This is a genomic window from Streptomyces sp. GMY02, assembly GCF_019056675.1.
GTDB lineage: Bacteria > Actinomycetota > Actinomycetes > Streptomycetales > Streptomycetaceae > Streptomyces > Streptomyces odonnellii.
Genome location: NZ_CP077658.1, coordinates 3,183,287 through 3,204,613, shown reverse-complemented (window position 1 = coordinate 3,204,613; position 21,327 = coordinate 3,183,287). Strand labels below are relative to the sequence as shown.

Annotated in this window: 20 protein-coding genes; 8 read left to right on the top strand and 12 right to left on the bottom strand. The window is 70.1% G+C overall.

The window, feature by feature from the left end:
* Positions 1-4 precede the first annotated feature (4 nt).
* Positions 5-1,213 carry an ornithine--oxo-acid transaminase gene (gene rocD / locus KQY30_RS13385; RefSeq protein WP_217307027.1) on the bottom strand — a complete coding sequence of 403 codons (1,209 nt, stop codon included), beginning with the start codon at positions 1,211-1,213 and terminating at the stop codon, positions 5-7.
* 211 nt (positions 1,214-1,424) lie between these two features.
* Here rocD and trpS point away from each other — a divergent pair, with 211 nt between their 5' ends.
* Positions 1,425-2,438 carry a tryptophan--tRNA ligase gene (gene trpS, locus KQY30_RS13380; RefSeq protein WP_217307026.1) on the top strand — a complete coding sequence of 338 codons (1,014 nt, stop codon included), beginning with the start codon at positions 1,425-1,427 and terminating at the stop codon, positions 2,436-2,438.
* Positions 2,439-2,724: 286 nt separating this feature from the next.
* Positions 2,725-3,315: a 2'-5' RNA ligase family protein gene (locus KQY30_RS13375; protein WP_217307025.1), complete on the top strand. Its 591-nt coding sequence runs from the start codon at positions 2,725-2,727 to the stop codon at positions 3,313-3,315.
* A gap of 48 nt (positions 3,316-3,363) precedes the next feature.
* Here KQY30_RS13375 and KQY30_RS13370 read toward each other — a convergent pair whose 3' ends face one another.
* Together KQY30_RS13370 and KQY30_RS13365 are read right to left on the bottom strand one after the other, a co-directional pair.
* Entirely contained in the window at positions 3,364-4,119 is a 756-nt protein-coding gene (locus tag KQY30_RS13370) for a decaprenylphospho-beta-D-erythro-pentofuranosid-2-ulose 2-reductase (RefSeq protein WP_217307024.1), read from the bottom strand.
* A 116-nt stretch (positions 4,120-4,235) separates the two neighbouring features.
* The gene (locus KQY30_RS13365) at positions 4,236-5,657 is read right to left on the bottom strand and encodes an FAD-binding oxidoreductase (protein WP_217307023.1); all 1,422 of its coding nucleotides are present in this window, start codon (positions 5,655-5,657) and stop codon (positions 4,236-4,238) included.
* 135 nt (positions 5,658-5,792) lie between these two features.
* On the opposite strand from KQY30_RS13365, the gene KQY30_RS13360 reads away from it, so the two are divergent.
* A complete protein-coding gene (locus KQY30_RS13360) occupies positions 5,793-6,794 on the top strand; it encodes a YihY/virulence factor BrkB family protein (protein WP_217307022.1) in 1,002 nt (333 codons plus the stop codon).
* On the opposite strand, the gene KQY30_RS13355 is transcribed toward KQY30_RS13360, so the two are convergent.
* A complete protein-coding gene (locus KQY30_RS13355) occupies positions 6,742-8,043 on the bottom strand; it encodes a D-alanyl-D-alanine carboxypeptidase family protein (RefSeq protein ID WP_367997419.1) in 1,302 nt (433 codons plus the stop codon). The two genes, KQY30_RS13360 and KQY30_RS13355, sit on opposite strands and share 53 nt — an antisense overlap.
* Positions 8,044-8,269: 226 nt before the next feature.
* Here KQY30_RS13355 and KQY30_RS36385 point away from each other — a divergent pair, with 226 nt between their 5' ends.
* The 3 genes from KQY30_RS36385 (at position 8,270) to KQY30_RS13345 (ending at position 11,663) form a co-directional block, all read left to right on the top strand.
* On the top strand, positions 8,270-8,518 hold the full coding sequence (locus tag KQY30_RS36385) for an SCO4848 family membrane protein (RefSeq protein WP_046501654.1): 249 nt from the start codon (positions 8,270-8,272) through the stop codon (positions 8,516-8,518).
* A 78-nt stretch (positions 8,519-8,596) separates the two neighbouring features.
* Positions 8,597-9,919, top strand: coding sequence for a metallophosphoesterase (locus tag KQY30_RS13350; protein WP_217307020.1), 1,323 nt, complete (start codon positions 8,597-8,599; stop codon positions 9,917-9,919).
* 193 nt (positions 9,920-10,112) lie between these two features.
* Positions 10,113-11,663, top strand: a complete 1,551-nt coding sequence (locus KQY30_RS13345) for an ABC transporter substrate-binding protein (RefSeq protein ID WP_217307019.1) — start codon at positions 10,113-10,115, stop codon at positions 11,661-11,663.
* A gap of 56 nt (positions 11,664-11,719) precedes the next feature.
* Here KQY30_RS13345 and KQY30_RS13340 read toward each other — a convergent pair whose 3' ends face one another.
* The gene (locus KQY30_RS13340; protein WP_217311031.1) at positions 11,720-13,264 is read right to left on the bottom strand and encodes a HAMP domain-containing sensor histidine kinase; all 1,545 of its coding nucleotides are present in this window, start codon (positions 13,262-13,264) and stop codon (positions 11,720-11,722) included.
* An 86-nt stretch (positions 13,265-13,350) separates the two neighbouring features.
* A complete protein-coding gene (locus KQY30_RS13335) occupies positions 13,351-14,025 on the bottom strand; it encodes a response regulator transcription factor (protein ID WP_254407588.1) in 675 nt (224 codons plus the stop codon).
* 236 nt (positions 14,026-14,261) lie between these two features.
* Here KQY30_RS13335 and KQY30_RS13330 point away from each other — a divergent pair, with 236 nt between their 5' ends.
* A complete protein-coding gene (locus tag KQY30_RS13330; protein ID WP_254407107.1) occupies positions 14,262-14,681 on the top strand; it encodes a carboxypeptidase-like regulatory domain-containing protein in 420 nt (139 codons plus the stop codon).
* A 69-nt stretch (positions 14,682-14,750) separates the two neighbouring features.
* Here the strand turns inward: KQY30_RS13330 and KQY30_RS13325 are convergent, their stop codons facing one another.
* On the bottom strand, positions 14,751-15,116 hold the full coding sequence (locus KQY30_RS13325; RefSeq protein ID WP_217307016.1) for a hypothetical protein: 366 nt from the start codon (positions 15,114-15,116) through the stop codon (positions 14,751-14,753).
* Between the two features lie 2 nt (positions 15,117-15,118).
* Entirely contained in the window at positions 15,119-16,405 is a 1,287-nt protein-coding gene (locus KQY30_RS13320) for a helix-turn-helix transcriptional regulator (RefSeq protein WP_217307015.1), read from the bottom strand.
* Between the two features lie 197 nt (positions 16,406-16,602).
* Between KQY30_RS13320 and KQY30_RS13315 the strand changes: the two genes are divergently transcribed.
* Positions 16,603-17,025, top strand: coding sequence for an ATP-binding protein (locus KQY30_RS13315; protein WP_217307014.1), 423 nt, complete (start codon positions 16,603-16,605; stop codon positions 17,023-17,025).
* Positions 17,026-17,089: 64 nt separating this feature from the next.
* On the opposite strand, the gene KQY30_RS13310 is transcribed toward KQY30_RS13315, so the two are convergent.
* The 4 genes from KQY30_RS13310 to sdhA all read right to left on the bottom strand — a co-directional run bounded on the left by KQY30_RS13310 (position 17,090) and on the right by sdhA (position 21,315).
* Entirely contained in the window at positions 17,090-17,773 is a 684-nt protein-coding gene (locus tag KQY30_RS13310) for a TetR/AcrR family transcriptional regulator (RefSeq protein ID WP_254407587.1), read from the bottom strand.
* Positions 17,774-18,047: 274 nt separating this feature from the next.
* Positions 18,048-18,647 (bottom strand): hypothetical protein, encoded by a 600-nt coding sequence (locus KQY30_RS13305; protein WP_217307013.1) that lies wholly within the window; start codon positions 18,645-18,647, stop codon positions 18,048-18,050.
* A 155-nt stretch (positions 18,648-18,802) separates the two neighbouring features.
* Positions 18,803-19,561 carry a succinate dehydrogenase iron-sulfur subunit gene (locus KQY30_RS13300; protein WP_217307012.1) on the bottom strand — a complete coding sequence of 253 codons (759 nt, stop codon included), beginning with the start codon at positions 19,559-19,561 and terminating at the stop codon, positions 18,803-18,805.
* Positions 19,561-21,315 (bottom strand): succinate dehydrogenase flavoprotein subunit, encoded by a 1,755-nt coding sequence (gene sdhA, locus KQY30_RS13295; protein WP_217307011.1) that lies wholly within the window; start codon positions 21,313-21,315, stop codon positions 19,561-19,563. The genes KQY30_RS13300 and sdhA overlap by 1 nt, the downstream gene beginning before the upstream one ends.
* Positions 21,316-21,327 lie beyond the last annotated feature (12 nt).

Genomic DNA, 21,327 nt, shown 5'->3' with positions numbered 1-21,327 from the left:
GGCGTCAGGCGTCCGCCAGCACCGCCCGCAACTGGTCCAGCCCCCAGTCCAGGTCCTCCTTGCTGATCACCAGCGGCGGAGCGATCCGGATCGTCGAGCCGTGCGTGTCCTTCACCAGCACCCCCCGGTCCATCAGCCGCTCCGAGATCTCCCGGCCCGTCCCCCGCGACGGCACGATGTCCACCCCGGCCCACAGCCCCCGTCCCCGTACCGCCTCCACGGCACCGCCGCCCACCAGCAGCCCCAGCTCATGGTGGAGATGGTCGCCCAGCTCCGCCGCGCGCTGCTGGAACTCACCGGTCCGCAGCATCGCGATGACCTCCAGTGCCACCGCGCAGGCCAGCGGATTGCCCCCGAAGGTCGAACCGTGCTCGCCCGGGCGGTACACCCCGAGCACCGCCGCCGAGGACACCACGGCCGACACCGGCACCACCCCGCCGCCCAGCGCCTTGCCGAGGATGTACATGTCCGGGACGACGCCCTCGTGCTCGCACGCGAAGGTCCTGCCGGTCCTGCCGAGGCCCGACTGGATCTCGTCCGCGATGAACAGCACTTCGCGCGCCCGGGTCATCTCCCGCACCCCCGCGAGATACCCGGCCGGCGGGACCAGCACCCCGGCCTCGCCCTGGATCGGCTCCAGCAGCACGGCCACGGTGTTCTCGGTCATCGCCGCGTCCAGCGCGGTGAGATCCCCGTACGGCACGATCTCGAAGCCGGGTGTGTACGGTCCGTAGTCCGCGCGTGCCTCGCTGTCCGTGGAGAAGCTGACGATCGTGGTCGTACGGCCGTGGAAGTTGTTGGCCGCGACGATGATCTTGGCCATCCCGTCCGGTACGCCCTTGACCCGGTATCCCCATTTCCTGGCGGTCTTCACGGCGGTCTCCACCGCCTCCGCCCCGGTGTTCATGGGCAGCACCATCTCCATGCCGCACAGCTCGGCGAGCCGCGTACAGAACTCCGCGAACCGGTCGTGGTGGAACGCCCGGGACGTCAGGGTCACCCGCTCCAACTGCGCCTTGGCGGCGTCGATCAGCCTTCTGTTGCCATGGCCGAAGTTGAGCGCCGAATAGCCGGCGAGCATGTCGAGGAAACGCCGCCCCTCGACATCCGTCATCCACGCGCCGTCCGCCGAGGCGACGACGACGGGCAGCGGGTGGTAGTTGTGCGCACTGTGGGCCTCCGCCGAGGCGATGGCGCTCTCCGTTGTCGACACGGACTCTCCGATCGGTCAGGACAAGTTGTCCGGCGTGGGCGGGGCGATGCCCCACTTTCTATCGTCGCTCACAGGGTGGATGAAGAAACCTTGCTCCCGGCGTGCCCCGGCTGAACAGGCCCTACGTCGAGATGTCCGCCGGCCGCCCGGAATCCCGGCGCCCCGGAGATCCGTTCCCGAGCTGTCGGTCATACCTGAGAGAATGGTGGACATGGCCTCAGAAAGTCCGCGCGCTCTCTCCGGAATCCAGCCCACCGCCGGCTCGTTCCATCTCGGGAACTACCTCGGTGCGGTGCGCCAGTATGTGGCGCTGCAGGACACTCACGACGCGTTCTACATGGTCGTGGACCTGCACGCGATCACGGTTCCCCAGGATCCCGCCGAGCTGCGTGCCAATACGCGCCTCGCCGCCGCCCAGCTTCTCGCCGCCGGCCTGGACCCGCGGCGCTGCACGCTCTTCATCCAGAGCCATGTCCCCGAACACGCCCAGCTCGCCTGGGTGATGAACTGCATCACCGGCTTCGGCGAGGCCTCCCGGATGACGCAGTTCAAGGACAAGTCGGCCAAGCAGGGCGCGGACCGTGCCACGGTCGGCCTCTTCACGTACCCGATCCTCCAGGTCGCGGACATCCTGCTCTACCAGGCCAACGCCGTGCCGGTCGGCGAGGACCAGCGCCAGCACGTCGAGCTGACCCGCGATCTCGCCGAGCGGTTCAACGCGCGCTTCGGACCGACGTTCACGGTCCCGGCGCCGTACATCGTCAAGGAGGTCGCCAAGATCTACGACCTCCAGGACCCGGCGATCAAGATGAGCAAGTCGGCGTCCACGCCCAAGGGCCTGGTCAATCTGCTGGACGAGCCGAAGACCACCGCGAAGAAGATCAAGAGCGCGGTCACCGACACCGGCACGGAGATCCGCTTCGACACCGAGGCCAAGCCGGGCGTCAGCAATCTGCTCACGATCTACTCCACCCTCACGGACACGTCCGTCGCGGAGCTGGAGGAGAAGTACGTCGGCAAGGGGTACGGCGCGCTGAAGACGGACCTGGCGGATGTCATGGTCGACTTCGTCACCCCGTTCAGGACCCGCACCCAGGAGTATCTGGACGATCCGGAGACGCTGGACTCGATCCTCGCCGAGGGCGCGGAGAAGGCCCGGGCCGTGGCCGCCGAGACCCTCGCGCAGACGTACGACAGAGTCGGTTTCCTGCCCGCCAAGCACTGAGCCGGCCTGCCCGGCGCCCGGTCAGGACCCCCGCGGGCGCCGGGGCCGGACCCCGGCGGCGCGCCGCCTTCGCACGGACGGCGGCTCCGTCCGTCGGTCGGCGTAGGCGCGGGGGCGAGCGCTGGCCAGTCGGCCGGTGCGACCGTCACACTGGCGGACGGCGGCGGCCCCACCGGATCACCGCCCCGGCACCTCACCGCCGGCCCCGCCCGAGCCATCCGCCAGATCACCACCAGACCCGACTGACCCATCCGACACGGACGACACACGGATTGAGGAGAACGACGTGGGGACCGTAACGCTCGGCGTTTCGATCGCGGTCCCGGAGCCGTACGGCAGCCTGATCCAGGAGCGGCGTGCGGGCTTCGGCGATCCCGCCGCGCACGGCATCCCCACCCATGTCACCCTGCTGCCGCCCACCGAGGTCGACTCCTCGGCGCTCCCGGCGATCGAGGCGCATCTCGCCTCGGTCGCGTCGGCGGGCCGCCCCTTCCCGATGCGCCTGTCCGGCACGGGTACGTTCCGGCCGCTCTCCCCGGTCGTCTACATCCAGGTCGTGGAGGGCGCGGCGGCCTGCACCTGGCTCCAGAAACGGGTCAGGGACAGCTCGGGCCCGCTCGTCCGCGAACTGCAGTTCCCGTACCACCCGCATGTCACGGTGGCGCACGGCATCGCGGAGGAGGCGATGGACCGGGCGTACGAGGAGCTGTCGGAGTACGCGGCGGCCTGGAGCTGCACGTCCTTCGCGCTGTACGAACAGGGCACGGACGGGGTGTGGCGGAAACTGCACGAGTACATGTTCGGGGGCGACGACGACGGCTCGGACGTGCCCTGCCAGACCACCCCCGCCGACCGGCCCGCCTCGCTGAGCCCCTGAGCCTGCCCGGGTTACCGACCACGGACCACGGGCCTCGGACCACGCGCCTCAGATCGGCAGTCTGCGGAACACCGGGCGCGGAAGATGCCGCAGCGCCGACATCACCGGCCGCAGCGCCCCCGGCACCCACACCGTCTCCGAGCGCCGCCGCAGCCCCAGTTCGATCGCGGCCGCCACCGCCTCGGGGGTCGTGGCCAGCGGGGTCTCCGGCCGCCCGGCCGTCCCCGGTGACCGTACGAAGCCCGGCCGTACGATCATGACCTGCACACCCGTGCCCAGCATGGCGTCCCCCAGCCCCTGCGCGAAGGCGTCCAGGCCCGCCTTGCTCGACCCGTAGATGAAGTCCGTACGGCGGGCGCGCTCGCCGGCCACCGACGACAGCACCACCAGCGAGCCGTGCCCCTGGATCTGCAACGCGCCCGCGCACACCAGTCCGGCCGAGACCGCTCCGGTGTAGTTGGTCTGCGCGACGCGCACCGCCGCGGGCGGATCCGCCTCGTCGTGCGCCTGGTCGCCCAGGATCCCGAAGGCGAGCAGCACCATGTCGATGTCGCCCTCCGTGAAGACCTTGCCGAGGACCTCGGTGTGCGAGCCGGGATCCAGTGCGTCGAAGGGGACGGTACGTACCTCCGCGCCCAGGGTCCGCAGCCTGTCGGCTGCGGTGTCCAGGGCGGGGGAGGGGCGGCCGGCCAGCCAGACCGTACGGGTACGGCGGGCGATCAGCCGGCGCGCGGTGGCGAGCCCGATCTCCGAGGTGCCGCCGAGGATGAGCAGGGACTGCGGGATGCCGAAGGCGTCCTTCATGGTGATCGCTCCTTGGAAGGGTGGGACAGTGGGCGCGCGGGCGGGGCCCGGTACGCACAGGCACGTCGGACAGGCGCGTACGGACTACTGACAGGGGCGTACGGACAGGGCCCGCGCTACAGACCCAGCCGACGCGACAGGTCCGAGGTGAACACGGCACCCGGGTCCAGCGCGGCCCGCAGCGCCCGGAACTCGGCCAGCTTCGGATACATCGCGGCCAGCAGCTCCGGCCGCAGCCGCGCGTCCTTCGCGAGATTGACCCGCCCGCCGGCCGCCGCGACATCCTCGTCCAGCTCGTCCAGGAACGACCCCGCGCCGGTCAGCCCGGCGGGCAGATCCAGGGCCAGCGCCCAGCCGGCCGCCGGGAACGACAGCCACCCCGGGTCCCCCGCACCGAACCGTTTCAGTACGGCGAGGAAGGACGGGAAGCCGCGGCGGGCCACCCGCTCCACGATCCGGCGCAGCGCCTCCTCCTGCCCGTCGCCGACGACGAACTGGTACTGGACGAAGCCCTGCCGCCCGTAGATCCGGTTCCAGCGCGGCACCCCGTCCAGCGGATGGAAGAAGGCGGAGAGACGCTGTAGTTCACCGGTCCGCCGCCGGGGAGCCCCGCGGTACCAGACCTCGTTGAGGAGCCCGACCGCCGCACGGCCCAGCAGCCCCGACGGGAGGTGCGCGGGCGTGGCCGGGAGCCGGGCAGGACGGAAGGCGAGCGGACGGCGCCGGGCGCGCGCCGGGAGTGAGTCCAGCGCTTCCAGCGGCGCGTGTTCCGCGCGCATCAGGACCGACCGCCCCAGCGCGCTCCCGCGCGCCAGCAGATCGATCCGGGCGACGGCATGGCGGTACGGGCGGCCGGTCGCCGGGTTGGCCGCGGTCAGCCGGGCCAGCAGATCGTCCAGATCCCTGGCCCGCTCGGTGTCGACGGTCATCAGCGAGGTCGCGACCGGGTGCAGCCGTACGGTCGCCGACAGGACCACCCCGGTCAGCCCGAGACCGCCCGCGGTCGCGTCGAACAGCGGGGTGCCGGGCAGGACCGTACGGATCTCGCCATCGGCGGTCAGAAGTTCCAGCGACAGCACATGCCGGGCGAAGGACCCCGACACCTGGTGGTTTCCGCCGTGGATGTCGCCGCCGATCGCCCCGCCGACCGTGACGTACCGGGTCCCGGGCGTCACCGGCACGAACCAGCCGAGCGGGACGAGCACCTCCATCAGCCGGTGCAGGCTCACCCCGGCGTCGCACGCGACCACACCGCCGTCCGCGTCGATCGCGTGGATCCGGTCCAGGGCGGTCATGTCGAGCACGGAGCCGCCCGCGTTCTGCGCCGCGTCGCCGTACGCCCGGCCCAGACCGCGGGCGATGGAACCGCGCGGCCCCGCGCCACGTACGGCCTCGGCGGTCTCCTCGTACGAACGGGGGCGCACCAGCAGGGCCGTCGTCGGCGCGGTCCGGCCCCAGCCGGTCAGCGAGACATAGGGGTCGTGCGGGTCGTGCGCATCGCGCACCGCGTCGGCCGCGGTGCCGGTGTCGGCAGGCATGATGGTGACCGTATCGCCCTGTACGCCATTCTTTGTCACCTTTCATCCCGTGCCCCTGGGAATGGGTGGCCCGTATGAAGGGGCGGCCGGGGGGCGCCCGGCGCTCCTTCGCCGATCCCGGGGTAGGTGTCCATCATGGACTGGCTCAAGAGAATCCCGGTGATCGGTCCGCTGGCCGCCCCGCTGGTGGACCGGCTGGTACGGACGCATCTGTGGCGTTCGTACGAGACGCTCGACCGGGTCCACTGGACACGGCTGGCCGCCGCCATCACCTTCACCAGCTTTGTGGCGCTGTTCCCGCTGATCACGGTGGCCGCGGCGATCGGTGCCGCGCTGCTGAGCCGGAGTCAGCTCGACCGGCTCAGGGCGACCCTGGAGGAGCAGGTCCCCGGGATCTCCGGCCAGCTCGACATCAGCGGTCTGGTGGCCAACGCCGGGACGGTCGGGGTGGTCGCCGCCGCGCTGCTGCTCCTCACCGGGATCGGCTGGATCGGTTCGATGCGGGAGTGCCTGCGGGCCGTCTGGGAGCTCGACAAGGCCGACGAGGGCAATCCGGTCGTCCTCAAGGCGAAGGACGCGGTGGTGCTGCTCGGTCTCGGCGCCGTCGGCCTCGGCTCGCTCGGCGCCTCCACCTTCGGCTCCACGGCCATCGGCTGGACCGCCGCCAGGCTGGGCATCCCCGAGGGCGGCGCGGGCGGAGTGGTGCTCCAGGCCGCCGCGCTGCTGGTGGCGGTCGCGGCCGACTTCCTGATCCTGCTGTACGTCCTGACGCTGCTGCCCCAGGTGCAGCCGCCCCGCCACCGGCTCCTCGTCGCCGCGCTCATCGGCGCCGTCGGCTTCGAACTGCTCAAGCTGCTGATCGGCGGCTATATCCGCGGGGTGGCGGCGAAGAGCGTGTACGGCGCGTTCGGGGTGCCGGTGGCGCTGCTGCTGTGGATCAACTTCACGGCGAAACTGATGCTGTTCTGCGCCGCCTGGACGGCGACCCCGGACCGGGAGCCACTGGCCCGCGAACCGGCCGAAGACGGCGGCGACGGTGGTGCGGGAGGCCTGGGGGCCTCGGCCGGCGACCGCTGCGCCGGTGCTACTCGTGCGAACGCCGTCGTACGAGATCGGGGAGCGGCCAGCGCCGGTTGACCACATACACTCCGCCCGCCAGCAGGACCAGCGCCCCGCCGGAGACCGCGAGCGCGGTTCCTATGCCTCCCGAACTCCCGCTGTTGGCGGCGGCGAGCGGGGTGGGGCCGGTCCGGCTGCCCTTGCCGACTCCGACCGCGGTCGGGCTCGGCGACGCGTTCGTCGCGGCCGACTTCGGCGGCACCAGCACACCGACCGGCTTCACCTTGCCGACCGCCGCGAAGCCCCAGTCCAGCAGCCGGGTCGTCTCCTGATAGACCGCCTGGCCCTCGTGCGAGGACGGGTTCATGACCGTGACCAGCAGCACCTTGCCGTTCCGCTCGGCGACACCGGTGAAGGTCGCGCCCGCGTGGGTGGTGTTGCCGTTCTTCACGCCCGCGATGCCCTTGTACGGGGCGATGCCGGGGGCGCCGGTCAGCAGCCGGTTGGTGTTCTGGATCTCGAAGAACTCCCGCTTGGGCAGGCCTTTCTCCGGCTTCACGGCCTTCTTCGGCTTCTCGCCCTCCTCCGGCTCGGGCGGCTTGATCGGCTCGCCGGGGAACTTGGCCGTCGCGGTCGCGGCGTACTCGCGGAAGTCCTTCTTCTGGAGCCCGGAGCGGGCGATCAGGGTGAGGTCGTACGCGCTGGAGACCTGGCCCGGCTCGTCGTAGCCGTCCGGCGAGACGACATGTGTGTCGAGCGCCTGAAGCTCGTCGGCGTGCGCCTGCATGTCCTTGACGGTCTTCTTGACGCCGTCGTTCATGGCCGCGAGCACATGGACCGCGTCGTTCCCGGAGCGCAGGAACACCCCCAGCCACAGATCGTGGACCGTGTAGCTGAGGTTCTCCTTGACCCCGACCAGGCTGCTGCCCTCGCCGACCGGCTCCAGCTCGGCCGGTTTCACCTTGTGCGACTCGTTCTTGGGGAGCTTGGGCAGCAGGGTGTCCGCGAAGAGCATCTTGAGGGTCGAGGCCGGGGCCAGCCGCCAGTGGGCGTTGTGCGAGGCCAGTACGTCGCCGGTCTCCGCGTCCGCGACGATCCAGGACCGGCCGCTCAGCTTCTTGGGCAGCACCGGGGCGCCCTTGCCGAGATCCACCTGGGTGCCCGCCTTGCCGAGTCTGGCCCCGCCGACGGTGGACATCTTGGCGGGCGGCCGGGGCTCGGAGTCCGGCCCCTCGGCCTTCCTGGTCGCGGACGCCGGCGCGGCGGTCAGAAGCGGCAACAACGCGGCAGCGGTGACCGTCAGCGCGGTCTTTTTCAGAGCAGACACGTTCGAAAACGTACAGGGAGTCGACAATGCATCCGACACCGGCGGGGTGAACCGCCGCCCCCTCCGCCGGACCGGCTCAACCTTTTGCGCCACGCTGCGGTCCGACCGTATGTCCGGCGGACCGTCGGAAGGTATGGGCGACAGGTGTTCGGATTTCGCGGTGGAATTCGTGGCGGCCTCAGTACCCCGCCGCCGCCCTCCCACGGGCTGCGGCGATACTGAATCCATGAAGCTCAGCCGCCCCGTCTCCTGGTTCCTGCTCGCGTTCGGGGTGTGGAGCTGGTTCATCTGGATCACTTTCGTCAAGAACCTGTGGCAGGACGGGAGTGGACTGGCGTTCGATGACGCCGGTGATCCCACGGGATATTTCTGGGTGCACTTGCTGCTCGCCATCGTGTCCTTCCTCCTGGGGACGGCCGTGGGCGCGATCGGGTTCCGTGGTGTACGCGCGCTGAGGCGCGAACCGGCCGAATGAGCCGGCCCGACAACGAGGCCGGACAACCGGGCCGGACAGACCGCACAACACATACAGACAGGGATAGGGGGACCGTTCGTGGTCGTCGTGGTCGTTCTGGGGGTGCTCGCCGCCGTCGCGCTGGTCGTCGCGGCGCACTGGTACGTGTGGCGGCGCCTGGTGCGCGACACGACGGAGGGGCGCGGTACGGCTCGCGTACTCGGCACCGCGGCCATCGTCGTACTGCCGTTGCTGTCCTTCGCCGCGGTGGCCGTGGGACGGTCCGGGACTCCGTTCCGCCTTCAGCAGATCGTGGCATGGCCCGGCTACTTGTGGCTCGCGCTGCTGCTCTATCTGGTGCTGGCCCTGCTGGTCGGTGAGGCGGTACGGCCCCTGGTCCGCCGGCTGACGGACCGCGGGGACCGCGAGGCGTCCGGATCCGCGACTGCCGCGACCGCCGAGACCGCCGAATCGGCACAGCCGCTGGTCACCGCCGGCGCGGCGGCCCGTACGGCGTCTCCCGCCACCGCGAGCGGCTCCCTGGCCGAGGGCGACGCCGGCCCGGACGGTCCGGCGCCCCGGCCCGCCGCCACCGCACCCTCCCGCAGGCTCTTCGTCTCCCGGATCGTCGGCGGCGCCGCGGCGACCGCCGCCCTCGCCACCGTCGGCTACGGCACCTACGGCGTCCTGCGCGGCCCCCGCCTCAAGCGGGTCACCGTACCGCTCGCCAAACTGCCGCGGTCCGCGCACGGTTTCCGTATCGCCGTCGTCAGCGACATCCACCTCGGCCCGATCCTGGGCCGCGCCCACACCCAGCGCATCGTCGACACGATCAACTCCGCCCGGCCGGATCTGATCGCCGTCGTCGGCGACCTGGTCGACGGCAGCGTCGAGGATCTCGGGCCCGCCGCCGAGCCGCTCGCGGGCCTGGAGGCACCGCACGGCGCGTTCTTCGTCACCGGCAACCACGAGTACTTCTCGGGCGCCGCCGCCTGGGTCGACCATGTACGCGAGCTGGGGCTGCGGCCCCTGGAGAACGAGCGCGTGGAGATCCCCGGCTTCGATCTCGCCGGGGTCAACGATGTCGCCGGGGAGAGCGAGGGCTCGGGCCCCGACTTCGCCAAGGCGCTCGGCGACCGCGACCGGACGAGAACCTCCGTACTCCTCGCCCACCAGCCCGTCGTCATCGACGACGCCGTGAGCCAGGGGGTCGACCTCCAGCTCTCCGGGCACACCCACGGCGGCCAGCTCTGGCCCGGCAACTACCTGGCAGAACTGGCCAATCCGACCGTGGCGGGCCTGGAGCGGTACGGCGACACCCAGCTCTATGTCACGCGCGGCGCGGGCGCCTGGGGCCCGCCGGTCCGCGTCGGCGCCCCCTCCGACATCACCCTCGTACAGCTCGCCTCGCGCCAGGCGTAACGCGCTCAAGGAGCACCGGAAGGGGCATGGGAGGAGGCCGGCCCCGGCCTCCTCCCATGCCCCTTTTTCCGGCTTACGTGACGGTAATCCGACTGTTGCCCGCGGGAGCCGGTATTTCCCTTCCACAGGTCTTTCGCTTGTGGTTGGGTGAGCGCCATCACGGTCAGGGGTGGGCGTGGCAGAGGGGCGCGGCATGCGGACTGTACGTCTGCGGATACTGGTCATTTGTCTGGTGCTGGCGGCTGCCGGGGTGGGCGGCTGGCAACTGCTCCCGTCCGGCCGGGCCGAGCGGATACCGATCACGGTCGGGACGACGGACGTCGTCACATCGCTCGATCCGGCGGGCGCCTACGACGCGGGATCCTGGGCGCTGTTCAGCAATGTCTACCAGTCGCTGCTCACGTTCAAACCCAGTTCCATCACGCCCGTTCCCGACGCAGCGCGCACCTGCGACTTCACCGATACGGAACTACGCGCCTACCGCTGCGAGGTACGGGACGATCTGCGCTTCCCGAGCGGGCGCAAGGTCACCGGCGCGGATGTGAAGTTCTCCTTCGACCGGGTGCTGGCGATCAAGGCGGATGTCGGGCCGCAGTCCCTGTTCACCACCCTCAAGTCGGTGGTGGCGCGCGGCCAGACCGTCACCTTCAACCTCGGTTCGCGGGACGCCACCTTCCCGCTGAAGGTCGCCACCGGGGCCGGTTCGATCGTCGACCGCACCCGCTACCCGGCCACCGCGCTGCGCCAGGGCGACGAGGCCGACGGCTCGGGCCCGTACCTCCTCACGTCGTACACCCCCGGCGCCCGCGCGCATCTCGTGCCCAACCCCGCGTACCGGGGCGCGGTCGAGACCGGAGGCCCGGTCGATGTCCGCTACTTCAAGACCTCGGACGACCTGGCCGCCGCCTGGAAGGCGCGCAGCGTCGATGTGACACACCGTCAGCTTCCGCCCGAGCTGATCGCGGGACTGGACGCGAGCCAGGACGGCATCCGGGTCAACGAGGCCGAGAGCGCCGCGATCCGCAATCTCGTCTTCAATGTGCGCGACGGGTCGCCGATGGCCGACACCGCGGTACGCAAGGCCGTCGCCGCGGTCGTCGACCGGGCCGGGATCGCCACCGACGTCTACGACTCGACCGTCGATCCGCTCTACTCGCTGATCCCGCAGGGCATCACCTCGCACACCACTCCCTTCTTTGACTCCTATCCGCAGCCGGACCGCGAGCGGGCGAAGAAGCTTCTCTCGGACGCGGGGGTGGAGACGCCCGTACGGTTCACGCTCGCGTACGCGCAGGGCGGTTCGGCCGCGCAAGAGGCGGCGGAGCTGCGCAGACAGCTCGAAGCCACCGGGCTGTTCCGGGTGAGGACCGTCGAGCGCGAGTGGACGGAGTTCCAGAAGGGCTACTCCGCGGGGCAGTTCGACGCGTACTGCGTGAGCTGGCTGCCGGACTTCCCGGACCCCGACAACTTCGTGCAGCCGCTGGTCGGCCGCGACTCGACCCTGCACAACGGCTACTCCAGCGAGCGCGTCGACCAGTTGATCGAGTCCACGCAGCAGTACAGCGAACGGGCCCGCGCGTCGGCGGACTTCAAGACCCTCCAGCGGGTGGTCGCGCAGGATGTGCCGGTGCTGCCGCTGTGGCAGAAGAAGAACTACGTCCTCAGCACCGAGGACATCACCGGCTCGCAGTACCTCTCGGACGGTACGGGGCTGTGGCGGCTGTGGGCGCTGGGCCGGCTCTGAACCGTCGCTGCGAGGCCTGGACTTCACGGTCGGTGCGGCTGGTACGGCTACGACGGTCACGGTGACGAGCGCGGCAGCGGCAGTGGCAGTGGCAGTGGCAACGTCACCGTGACCGCCAGGCCCGCGCCCGGTGCGGTCTCCACCGCGACCTCGCCGCCGTGCGAGGCCACCACCGCCTGCACGATGGACATCCCGAGCCCGCTGCCTCCGGTACCGACGGTGCCTGCGCCCGCACCTCTTCCGCCCGTACCGCCTGCGCCCGCACCGTTTCCGCCCGTACCGCTTCCGCCCGTCACACGGAAGAAGCGGTCGAAGATACGGTCCGCGTCGGCGCCCTCCATTCCGGGGCCCCGGTCCGCGATCCGCAGCCGTACCTCACCGCCCTCCGAGCGGGTCAGCTCCACCGCCACCGGCGCCGCCACCGGAGTGTGCACCCGTACGTTCGTCAGCAGATTCCCGATGACCTGCCGCAGCCCGGACTCGTCGCCCTGGACCAGCATCGTGCCGTCCGCCGCCACCTCGACCGTACGGTCCGGCTGCTGGGCCCGCAGATCGTCCGCCGCGTCCCGCACCAGCCTGGACAGGTCCACCGGCCGCAGCCGCAGTTCGGGCCGCTGGTCCAGCCGGGCCAGGGTCAGGAGTTCGTCGACGAGCCGCCCCATCCGGTCCGCCTCCGCGTTCATCCGGGCCATGGCACGCTCGCGCTCCGCCGCGCCGCGCAGCATCCCCCGGTCGTAGAGCTGGAGATAGCCCCGGATTGCGGCGAGCGGGGTGCGCAGCTCGTGCGAGGCGTCCGCGACGAACCGGCGGAGCTGGGCCGCGCTGCGCTCCCGCGTCATATGCGCCGACTCGACCTGCTGGAGCATGGAGTTGAGCGCGAGGCGGAGCTGTTCGGTCTCCGCGACACTGTCGTGGCGGCCCGGTATCCGCCGGGTCAGATCGCCCTCGGCGATGGCGGACGCGGTCTCCACCATGTCCTCCAGCGGGCGCAGTGTGCGGCTCGCACCCATCAGGGTGATCATCGCGAGCAGCACCAGCAGCAGGGTCCCGGACGCCAGATCCAGCTTGAGCGCGCGCTGGAGGCTCTTGTGCACGGTCTTGGTGGACTTCGCGAGGAGCACCACCGAGCCGTCGCGGAGCTGGGCGGCCGTCATCCGGTACGGCTCGCCGTCCACGTCCACATCGCGTGCGGCGCTGTGACGGGCCGCGGCCACCGGGTCCTCGACCGCCGCGGCCAGCGCCCGCTGGCGCTCGCTCGGCGGAATCCCGATGAGGGACATCACCCGGCCCGAGCCGTCGACGGCCACGAAGACGGTGTCGGGCTTGGGCAGCGTGCTCGCCCCCGAGGCACCGGGCGCGAGGATGTCCCGTACCGCCGCGAGCGCGCTCAGGGACTCCATCTGCTTCACGGTGATCCCGGTGCGCTGGAACCCTTCGCGGGAGCCGGTCAGTTCGGCGTCGATCGAGCCGAGGAGATAGTGGCGCAGCCCGAAGAGGCTGACACCGGTCGCGATGGTGATGCCCAGGGCGAGCAGCAGCACATTGACGAGGGTGAGCCGGGTCCGCAGCGAGTCCCCGCGGCCGGCGCGCCAGGCGCGGATCCTGCGGAGGAGCCGACGGTGGTACGTACGGTACCGGCGGTACGCGGGGCTTGCGCGGTACGTACGGCGCGGGCGGTACGGGCCGTTCACGCCGGGCTCGCCAGGCCGTACCCCACACCGCGCCGGGTGGTGATCAACGGCGGCCCCAGCGGGTCGAGTTTGCGCCGCAGATAGCTGATGTACGTCTCCACGACCGTGGACTCGGCGGCGTGTTCGTACCGCCAGACATGCCGCAGCAGCTCCTCCTTGCTCACCACCGAACCGGCGTTGCGCACCAGGAAGCGCAGCAGCGCGTACTCGGTGGGCGTGAGGTCCACGGCCCGGCCCGCCCTGCGTACGGTGTACGTCGCCTCGTCCAGCTCCAGATCCGCGTACCGCAGCGGCGGGCGGGCCGGCAGCCGGTCGGCAGGCCGGGTCCGGCGGAGCACCGCCCGGATCCTGGCGATCACCTCATCCACATTGAACGGCTTGGTGATGTAGTCGTCGCCCAGCGCCAGCCCGCCCACGATCTCCGCGGGCGCGTCCCGCGCGGTGAGGAAGACCACCGCCGTCTCGGGGTGGGACGCGCGCAGTTGGCGCCCGATCTCGCGGCCGTCGCCGTCGGGCAGCATCACATCGAGCAGCGCCGCGTCGGGGCGTCTGCGCCGTACCGCCTCCGCGGCCTCCCGCACGCTCGACGCGGACACCACCTCGAAGCGGTGGTAGCGCAGGGCGATGGCGAGGACGTCCGCGATGCTCGGCTCGTCCTCGACGACCAGCACGGTCGCCGCCGCCGTCGTCTCCCCGTCCGTCACGGCCCCGTCCGTCACAGCCCCGTCCGTCGTGGCCCCATCCGTCATGGTCCCAGTATCCGCAACGCGTCCGGCCCGGGTCCCGGGGCCCTGCTTGGGAGTTCCCTGTGAGTCGGGCCGGTGGTCCGCGCGGAGCCGGTGCGCGGGCGGATTCTGGGATCGGACCAGAGGGGACGGCCCGGGGGACCGGGAGAAGGGCGGACATCGTGGAGGCATGGGCGAGCCGGTGCTACCGGTACAAGGGGACGGCGCGGCTGACGGCCTGGCTGGACAGACGGCTTTCCCGCCCGGCGGCGGAGCCGCGCGAGGAGAGGCCCGAGCCCGCCCGGCGGCCCTCCGCCCGCCCGGTCCATGTGACGGCGGTGCACGGTTTCGTACGGTCGCCCGAGGGCGAACCGGTCGGCTCCGCGACCCTCACCCTGCTCACCCCGGCGGGCCGCCCGCTGGACCGGGTCGAGTCCCTGGCCGACGGCTCCTACATCCTCGCGGCCCCGGCCCCGGGCCCGTACGTCCTCCTGGCGGCCTCCCCCGGCCACGAACCCGGGACCCACCGCATCGACATCCCCGAGGAGCCCGTGGTCCACGACCTGACCCTCCCGGAAACCCCGGCGACCGCCACCAACTGAGAACGCACGCCGGTCGGTGCGCGGACGCCAGGCCGTATCGGACCCCGCCTCCGTGCCGCGGGGTCCGGGTCAGTGCAAGGACTTCTCAATGGCCTCGAAGATGTCCGAGTCCGTCTCCTTCTGCCAGTCCGGCAGGTCGGGCCAGTCCGCGATGTAACCAGGCTTCGGATTCTCGAAATGCCGGAACATCTGAGCCGTCCAGCAGGTGGCGACGAAGCGGCTCTTCTGCTCACGCGTGAGACGCGAAGCATGGCCACCGCTCAGGACAAGGAACTGACGCACCTGCTCGAAGACGGCACCGGCCGCCTCACGCTCCCACTCCGGGGTGTCCTCCCACGGGGTCACATAGCCGGGCTTGGGCTCGCCGGGAAAATGCTCACGTACGCCCGCGATCCACGTCTCACGGAACAGCCGCGCGCCCTCCGTCTGCGACATGCTTACCCCTCTCGGTGAGTTGCGCTCAGCGCGTCGATCTCCTCCTCCAGCTCGGCAACACGCACATCGTGCGCGAGGTTGCCGAAGCCGGAGCGCAGGGCCTGGAGTCTACGGACGACGTAGCCCGATGAAGATTCTCGTGCGAGATGAACTGCCTGGCGGCCATAGGAGACGACTTGCTCCGGATCCTCACGTTTGACGCCGATGGCTGCCAGATTGGCGAGGACGACACCCCGCCGTCGAAACGACTGGCCCTCCGCGAGGGCTGTTTGTCCAAGAGCGCTCCGGAGGGTCCGCTCGGCAAGGTCGAGCCGACCGAGCTGCACGTACCGTGCTCCACGTTCCTCCGCGAGGCGCGAGCCGTCGAAGCGGAGCCATCCCACGCTCTGCGTTGACCCGGCCAGGTGTACGACCTTCTCGGCCTGGTCCAGCGCGCGTTCGCACGCTTCTAGATCGCCGAGTCCCGCGAATGCCTCGGCCTGCACCGCGGCAACCCAATGCCGCGTCGAGAGCGAGCTGTCTCCGCGCCGGGCGATCCGCTCAGCGGCCGACAGGACGCCCGCGGCCTCCTGGTAGCGCTGTTCGTGCACATCGACGTAGGCGTGACGGATGAGGGCGCAGGCCCAGAGGTCGTACGATCCGGCCTCTTTGCTGGCGGACGCGGCGAGCAGGTACGAAGCCGCCGCGTCCGTATAGCGATTGTCATCGAACGCCAGCTCACCAGCGAGCTGGAAGATGTCGCCTGCGGCGCCGCAGAGCGCCCGCGCCTCCGTATGCGAACGGTGGCCAAGGGTCTCGGTGAGTACCGCGAGCTGATCGCGAACGATCGGGTGGACGGAAGCTTTGGCGCGGGCGAGCCGGTACACCTGCCACAGATGCCCGTTCATACGGGTGAAGTCATCGGAACCCTGGCGCTGCACGCCCTCCACGAAGTTGTCCGTCTCTGCGGACGGCAGGCCGGCCAAAGCCCCTGCAACGGCAAGCGCGCGTAAGAACTCGCGTCGAATCACGTCGTCCCTGTCCCCTGAACCGTGGCGGTTCCTTGAGCCGTAGCGGTCGCCCGAGGACGACCTTACGGCCTCTTGAGGCGTGGTTGCGGGCTGGACCATCAGGGCATCGAGTTCGGCGAGACCGAGTTGCAGCGCCTCTGCGTATTTGGGGCGTAACGGGGGCTGGATGCAGGTCCTTCCGGTCTCCCAGCGGCCCACTGTGGTCCGGTCGACACCAAGGACCTGCGCGAGTCCTTCCTGGCTGTAGCCCAGTGCTTTCCGCCTCTCGGCAAGGCCCACCCGAAGCCCCTTTCCGTGCTCCGCCGGTCATCGTGGCGGTGCACACTGCGCACGCTTCTGCATCAAGCCTGCCGCAGGGATGCAGTGGAGAGTGCCCGTATTCAGCGGTTTCCTGGACATTGTCAGCATGAAGAACTGGCCGAAGCCGGAGCGAGTTGCGGCTGACCTTGCACCTTCGGAGGGAAGACCGCCCAACCATGACCGCACCAAGATCTGCCGCAATCGACGTCCCGGCCTACAGCGAGGCACTGCCTTGTGAGGACGCGTCCGCGCGCCGTGCTCGCAGGCTCGTTCGTACGGCCCTCAACACCTGGGGGCTCAGCAATCTTGTCGACGCCGGGGAGCTGATCATTTCCGAACTCGTCGCCAACGCAGTCCTGCACAGCGGCTGCTCCACCATGCGTGTGAGCATCAGCCGCAACTCCGATGACCACGTACGTATCACTGTCAGCGACAGCTCACGGGCGACACCTGTCGTCCGTAAACCCAGCAGTGACGCGGAGGCAGGCCGCGGAATGCTCCTGATCGAGGCTCACGCCTGCCGATGGGACACCGATGTGTATTGCTGGGGAAAGCGTGTCTGGGCGGAACTTCTTGTCGAAGCCTCGCCCAATGCCTGATCCCGCAGAGCGGTGCACGCACATGACAGCCCGGACTTGATTCTGTCAGGCGGGCCCCGGACGCTCAATCGGTCTTCGGTGAAGCCGTCCGGGAAGCCGCGCGCGACGCCGCCGCCTCCGCCATGCCCGGGAGGAAGTCCGTGAAGAGTTCGTGGACTTCGCGTACGAGCGGACGCAGTACGCGGAAGCGGGAGAGCGCGACGCCGCGGGCGGTCAGGCGGGCGCCGCGTTCGGCCAGGCGGCGGCTGCGGGTGCTGTTCTCGGAGCGGTCGAAGACCCAGTACAGGACCAGGCCCATCTGCGAGAGCCACATCAACTCGGGGAGTATGCCGGTCAGTTCGTCGGCGACCTTCGCCGTGGACCCGGCCAGTGCCTCGCGGTGGACGGCGATGGCCGCGTCCCTGGCGTGCTCCGACTCGGGGGAGAAGGGGCTCAGCGGGCTCTCCGGGTCCGCCGCGTTCTTGAAGAACTGCGCGGCGAACTCGTGGTACGGCGCGGCGATGTCGAGCCAGACCTTCAGCACGCCCGCCATCCGTGCTTCGAGATCGGTCTCCCGGTCCAGGACCGGCCGGACCGCCACCCGGTGTTCGGCTGCGATCCGGTCGTAGAAGCCCTGGACGAGGTGTTCCTTGGACGAGAAGTAGTAGTACGCGTTCCCGACGGAGACCCCGGCGTCCTGGGCGATGGCCCGCATCGTCGTCCTGTCGTAACCGCGCTCCTGGAAGAGCCGCAGCGCGGTTTCGAGGATGAGCGTGCGGGTCTGTTCGCTCTTGGGGGCCGGGGACCGGGCGGTCCTGACCGCCCTGGCGGTCCTCCCGTCCCGCTGCGGATCCTTCACGGCGTTCTCGTCCTTCACCCGTCCGAGCCTAGTGCGATCCGCCGGGCACCTCGCACGCCCCGTCGCGGGGAGCCGCGTCCGGCGGCGGAGGGCGGTCAAAACGCGTCCGGCGCCGGGGAGTCCCCGGCGCCGGGCGCGATGGTCGAACTGTGTCGGTCACTTGGCGCTGATCATCCGGCGCCCATCACATGGTGCTCAGTGAACGGGCGTAGTTGATCTGGCCCATGACCGCGTGGAAGGCGGACGGATTGGTCGCCGGGATCATCGTCGAGTGATGCTTGCCGCCGCTGGTCACCGAGACCTGGATGAAGCCCGTCGTCGTCTTCTCCTTCATCAGCAGGAAGAGCAGACCGACCAGGCAGAAGAGGAAGAAGACGATCGCCAGCACGATGGCATACGCCGGGATCTTCTCCTCCGTACGGGACAGGTCCGTGGCGTTCCACACCGCGCCCTTCAGCGGCAGCGTGCCCGACGGGGTCACGATCGAGTCGCTCAGCACGGTGATGTCGCCCATCGACACCAGCGGTGCGCCGCCGCCCATCGGTGAGGGATACGGGGCGCCTGACGGATAGCCGTAGCCCGGCGCGGGGGTGGCTCCGGGGACGGGGTAGCCGTAGCCGGGGGCCGGTGTCGGAGTCGCGCCCTGCGGGCCGGCGATGAGCGTCGGATTGGGGAAGTCGTACTCGGGTGTGCCCGGCGCCGGCGTCGCTCCCGGCCCGGGACCCGGTTGCTGCGGCGGCCCCCACTGGTACTCCCCGTCCGCGTACGGATTCGGCTCGCTCATCTCTCCCCGCTTCCCGTGATCCCGGATACGCCTCCGATCCTGGCACACGAAGGGCCCGCTTCTGTATGGACTTGCCTACAGAAACGGGCCCTTGGAGCGCTGTGCCGGGATCCCGCCGGACGTACGGTCGTCCGGCGGGACTTACGGCCGTACGGTCAGAAGCGGCGCGTGATCAGCGCCCGCTTGACCTCCTGGATCGCCTTGGTCACCTCGATACCGCGCGGACATGCGTCCGTGCAGTTGAACGTCGTACGGCAACGCCACACGCCGTCCTTGTCGTTGAGGATCTCCAGCCGCTGCTCCGCCGCCTCGTCGCGCGAGTCGAAGATGAAGCGGTGCGCGTTCACGATCGCCGCCGGGCCGAAGTACTGGCCGTCGTTCCAGAAGACCGGGCAGGACGAGGTGCACGCCGCGCACAGAATGCACTTGGTGGTGTCGTCGAAGCGCTCACGGTCCCCGGCGGACTGGAGGCGCTCCCGCGTCGGCTCGTTGCCGCTGGTGACCAGGAACGGCATCACGTCGCGGTACGCCTGGAAGAACGGCTCCATGTCCACGATCAGGTCCTTCTGGACCGTGAGTCCCTTTATGGGCTCGACCGTGATCGGCTTCGACGGATTGATGTCCTTGATCAGCGTCTTGCACGCCAGCCGGTTGCGCCCGTTGATCCGCATCGCGTCCGAGCCGCAGATGCCGTGCGCGCAGGAGCGCCGGAAGGTGAGCGAGCCGTCCAGCTCCCACTTGATCTTGTGGAGGCCGTCGAGCACCCGCTCCTTGGGGTCGATGTCGATCCGGAAGTCCTGCCACTGGGCCTCGTCCGAGACCTCGGGGTTGAACCGGCGGATCCGGAACGTGACCGTGATGTACGGGGAGGCGGCGGACTCCGCCTCGACCTTGTCCAGTACGGGGGTAGCCATCAGTACTTACGCTCCATCGGCTGGTAGCGGGTCTGGACGACCGGCTTGTAGTCGAGACGGATGGACTCGTTGCCGTCGTCGCCGACCTCGCGGTACGCCATGGTGTGGCGCATGAAGTTCACGTCGTCACGGTTGGGGTAGTCCTCGCGGTAGTGACCGCCGCGGGACTCCTTGCGGGCGAGCGCGGACACGGCCATCACCTCGGCCAGATCGAGCAGATTGCCCAGCTCGATCGCCTCCAGCAGGTCCGTGTTGAAGCGCCGGCCCTTGTCCTGGACGGACACGTTCAGATAGCGCTCGCGCAGCTCGCCGATCTTCTCGACCGCGGTCTTGATCGTCTGCTCCGTGCGGAACACCATCACATTGGCGTCCATGCACTCCTGGAGCTCCTGGCGCAGCGCGGCGACCCGCTCCTTGCCGGTGGACGCGCGCAGCCGCTCGACCTGGGCCTCGACCCGCTCGGCCGGGTTCTCGGGCAGCTCGACGTAGTCGTGCTTCGCGGCGTACTCGGCGGCGGCGATACCGGACCTGCGGCCGAACACATTGATGTCCAGCAGCGAGTTGGTGCCCAGCCGGTTGGCGCCGTGCACCGATACGCAGGCCACCTCGCCGGCCGCGTACAGCCCCGGCACGACCGTCGTGTTGTCGGCGAGGACCTCGCCCTCGACATTGGTCGGGATGCCGCCCATGGCGTAGTGCGCGGTCGGCTGGATCGGGATCGGGTCGGTGTACGGCTCGATGCCCAGATAGGTCCGCGCGAACTCGGTGATGTCGGGCAGCTTGGCGTCGAGCTGCTCCGGCGGCAGGTGGGTCAGGTCCAGATAGACATGGTCGCCCTCGGGACCGCAGCCGCGGCCCTCGCGGATCTCCGTGTAGATGGACCGGGAGACGACATCGCGCGAGGCGAGGTCCTTCATGACGGGCGCGTACTTCTCCATGAAGCGCTCGCCGTTCTTGTTGCGGAGGATGCCGCCCTCGCCGCGGGCGCCCTCGGTGAGCAGGATGCCCATGCGCCAGATGCCCGTCGGGTGGAACTGGAAGAACTCCATGTCCTCCAGCGGCAGTCCGCGCCGGAAGCAGGCGGCCTGCCCGTCCCCGGTCAGCGTGTGCGCGTTCGAGGTCACCTTGAAGAACTTGCCGGTGCCGCCGGAGGCGTAGATCACCGACTTCGCCTGGAACACATGGATCTCGCCGGTGGCCAGCTCGTACGCGACCACGCCCGCGGACTTCTTGACGCCGTCCACCTCGGTGATGAGCTGGTCGAGGACGTAGAACTCGTTGAAGAACTCCACGCCCTCCTTGACGCAGTTCTGGTACAGCGTCTGGAGGATCATGTGGCCGGTACGGTCCGCCGCGTAGCAGGACCGGCGGACCGGGGCCTCGCCGTGGTTGCGGGAGTGGCCGCCGAAGCGGCGCTGGTCGATGGTGCCGTCCGGGGTCCGGTTGAACGGCAGGCCCATCTTCTCCAGGTCGAGGACCGCGTCGATGGCCTCCTTCGCCAGGATCTCGGCGGCGTCCTGGTCGACCAGGTAGTCACCGCCCTTGACCGTGTCGAAGGTGTGCCACTCCCAGTTGTCCTCCTCCACGTTGGCCAGCGCGGCGGCCATGCCGCCCTGCGCGGCGCCCGTGTGGGACCGGGTCGGGTAGAGCTTGGTCAGCACCGCGGTACGGCTGCGCTTGGTCGACTCGATGGCCGCGCGCATACCGGCGCCACCGGCGCCGACGATGACGGTGTCGTACTTGTGGATCTTCATGAGAGTCTCGTC

Bases quoted from the DNA above. Each gene is read 5' to 3' on its own strand.
- trpS (WP_217307026.1), top strand. From the start codon at position 1,425: ATGGCCTCAGAAAGTCCGCGCGCTCTCTCCGGAATCCAGCCCACCGCC.
- KQY30_RS13370 (WP_217307024.1), bottom strand. From the start codon at position 4,119: ATGAAGGACGCCTTCGGCATCCCGCAGTCCCTGCTCATCCTCGGCGGC.
- KQY30_RS13365 (WP_217307023.1), bottom strand. From the start codon at position 5,657: ATGCCTGCCGACACCGGCACCGCGGCCGACGCGGTGCGCGATGCGCAC.
- KQY30_RS13360 (WP_217307022.1), top strand. From the start codon at position 5,793: ATGGACTGGCTCAAGAGAATCCCGGTGATCGGTCCGCTGGCCGCCCCG.
- KQY30_RS36385 (WP_046501654.1), top strand. From the start codon at position 8,270: ATGAAGCTCAGCCGCCCCGTCTCCTGGTTCCTGCTCGCGTTCGGGGTG.
- KQY30_RS13345 (WP_217307019.1), top strand. From the start codon at position 10,113: ATGCGGACTGTACGTCTGCGGATACTGGTCATTTGTCTGGTGCTGGCG.
- KQY30_RS13325 (WP_217307016.1), bottom strand. From the start codon at position 15,116: ATGTCGCAGACGGAGGGCGCGCGGCTGTTCCGTGAGACGTGGATCGCG.
- KQY30_RS13315 (WP_217307014.1), top strand. From the start codon at position 16,603: ATGACCGCACCAAGATCTGCCGCAATCGACGTCCCGGCCTACAGCGAG.
- KQY30_RS13305 (WP_217307013.1), bottom strand. From the start codon at position 18,647: ATGAGCGAGCCGAATCCGTACGCGGACGGGGAGTACCAGTGGGGGCCG.
- KQY30_RS13300 (WP_217307012.1), bottom strand. From the start codon at position 19,561: ATGGCTACCCCCGTACTGGACAAGGTCGAGGCGGAGTCCGCCGCCTCC.
- sdhA (WP_217307011.1), bottom strand. From the start codon at position 21,315: ATGAAGATCCACAAGTACGACACCGTCATCGTCGGCGCCGGTGGCGCC.